The sequence below is a fragment of the Arsukibacterium sp. genome, assembly GCF_033722355.1.
In the GTDB taxonomy this organism is placed as follows: Bacteria; Pseudomonadota; Gammaproteobacteria; order Enterobacterales; family Alteromonadaceae; genus Alishewanella.
Genome location: NZ_JAWVZF010000261.1, coordinates 1 through 2,215, shown reverse-complemented (window position 1 = coordinate 2,215; position 2,215 = coordinate 1). Strand labels below are relative to the sequence as shown.

Below are 2,215 nucleotides of genomic sequence, written 5' to 3'. Positions count from 1 at the left end.
TTTGCCGGTGAGCATCCGCCGGTGGCACCGGTATTTTACAGTTTCCGGGTCATGGTCGGTATTGGCATGTTAATGCTGCTGACAGCCTGGTGGGGCAGCTACCGCTTGTTGCGTAAAAAAACCTTCAGCCCACTGCAACTGAAAATCCTGATTGGCATGACCTTCTCCGGCTGGGTTGCAACGCTGGCCGGATGGTATGTCACTGAAATCGGCCGTCAGCCTTATCTGGTCTATGGCGTTCTGAAAACCCGCGATGCAGTCACCACCGTGGCCGGCGATCATGTTGCCATGACCCTGGCCATGTATCTGGTGCTGTATGCGGTGTTACTGCTTGCTTATATCAAAACCCTGTTCTGGCTGGCTAACCGGGCAGTTGAGGTAGAAGAATATGATTTAACCCTGCCGGGCCTGGCTGATAAACACAGCCGGTCGGCCAAAGCACGAACAGGAGCAGCAGTATGAACTGGCTTACAGCAGAAAATTTAGCCCTGATTTTCGGTGGTCTTACTGCGCTGTCGATTCTGTTATATGCAATTTTAGACGGCTATGATTTAGGGGTCGGCATTACGCTGCCAATGAATAATGAACCGTGGCGCGATACTGCTATTGCCTCTATCGGCCCGTTCTGGGATGCCAATGAAACCTGGCTGGTGCTGGCGGTGGGCCTGCTGCTGGTTGCATTCCCGGCTGCTCACAGTGCCATTTTGCATGCCTTGTATCTGCCTGCAGCCTTATTATTACTCGGTTTAATACTACGGGGAGTGGCGTTTGATTTTCGGGCTAAAGTCAAAGCCAGCCAGAAAACCCGCTGGGATTACACCTTTAAAGCAGGCTCAGTTCTGGCGACTTTCAGTCAGGGTTTTATGCTCGGAATATATGTGATGGGTCTTGAATACAGCAGCGGCAGCATTATTTTCGCCTGTTTCAGCGGGCTTTGCGTCACGGCTGCTTACGCGATGATTGGCAATGCCTGGCTGATTGGCAAAACCAGTGGCGAGCTGCAATCAGCGGCGATTAGCAAGTGCAAAACCGCCGGTGTGCTTACGCTGGCCGGTATTCTGGCGGTCAGCACTATTAATCCGCTGGTAAACGCCAATGCATTGCAGGTATGGACTGAACCACCGCTGGCCTACCTGTTCGCCGCTATACCCTTACTGTGCTTTGCCATGTTTGTGATTGGTTATCTGGTACTGAAACGTCTGCCACTGCCTGATGATGCCGGCGCCTGGCTGCCGTTCTTGATCTGCAATATTATTTTTATCTGCAGCTTTGTTGGCCTGGCACTCAGTTTTTATCCGTTTGTGGTGCCTAACCAGCTTACCTTATATCAGGCTGCCAGCTCACGGGAGTCATTGCTTATCATCTTTTTTGGCGCTGTGTTAGTGGTGCCGGTGATTGCTGGTTATACCGCGCTGGCGTACTACGCATTCAGAGGTAAGGCGGATGGTTTGAAATATTATTGATCCTAAAGGTTTTTCATGCTGTTGAGCATGGTCTATGCTTGAGGTATTTAACCATTTTGCAAATAGGCCTGCCACAGCATGAGTCAAACGCACGGAACCCGAGATATTAGTCCCCGCCGCCATTTATTCGGCACCTTTGCCGGCGTATTCACCCCCAGCATTCTGACGATAGTCGGTATTATCATGTTCTTACGCACCGGCTATGTAGTCGGTGAGGTCGGGCTGGCCAGTACGCTACTGATCATTGGTGCCGCCTTTATTTTATGTATGCTGACCGGCTTATCGCTGGCTGTGATTGCGACCGATATAAGAGTTAAGGAAGGCGGTTTCTACTATGTTATCTCGCGCACACTGGGACCGGCCTTTGGTGGTGCGCTTGGCCTGACTTTATTTTTGTCGATTTCCATCTCCGTTGCATTCTATGTAATGGGGCTGGTTGAAGTTTTGGCCAACCTGGTTGTGTTACCCGACTGGCTGAGCGCCCGTGTGCTGGCGTCGGTTATTACTCTGGTGCTGTTTTTATTTGCCTGGCTCGGTGCTGACTGGACCACCAAATTACAGTTTGTCACCATGACTCTGGTAGGCTGTGGCCTGCTGTCGTTTTTTATTGGCGGAGGTCTAACATTCAGTCAGCAGACCCTGGCTGAAAACTGGACGGTTAACGCCGGTGCAGAGCAGTTCTGGCTGGCCTTTGCCCTGTTTTTTCCTGCCATTACCGGTTTTACCCAGGGCTTGAATATGTCCGGCGATTT

The 2,215-nt window shown here is 51.2% G+C and carries 2 protein-coding genes and 1 pseudogene; all 3 read left to right on the top strand.

Going from position 1 to position 2,215, the window contains the following annotated elements; all coding sequences use genetic code 11:
• The coding region (locus R3177_RS14595; RefSeq protein WP_318971736.1) for a cytochrome ubiquinol oxidase subunit I at window positions 1-462 on the top strand (462 nt) is incomplete at its 5' end.
• Entirely contained in the window at window positions 459-1,463 is a 1,005-nt protein-coding gene (locus tag R3177_RS14590) for a cytochrome d ubiquinol oxidase subunit II (RefSeq protein ID WP_318971735.1), read from the top strand. The genes R3177_RS14595 and R3177_RS14590, both read left to right, overlap by 4 nt.
• Before the next feature lie 78 nt (window positions 1,464-1,541).
• Window positions 1,542-2,215, top strand: a pseudogene (locus R3177_RS14585) (hypothetical protein); the annotation flags it as partial.

What these genes read in the sequence shown, in the direction of transcription:
- R3177_RS14590 (WP_318971735.1), top strand. Translation starts at nt 459, where the DNA reads ATGAACTGGCTTACAGCAGAAAATTTAGCCCTGATTTTCGGTGGTCTT.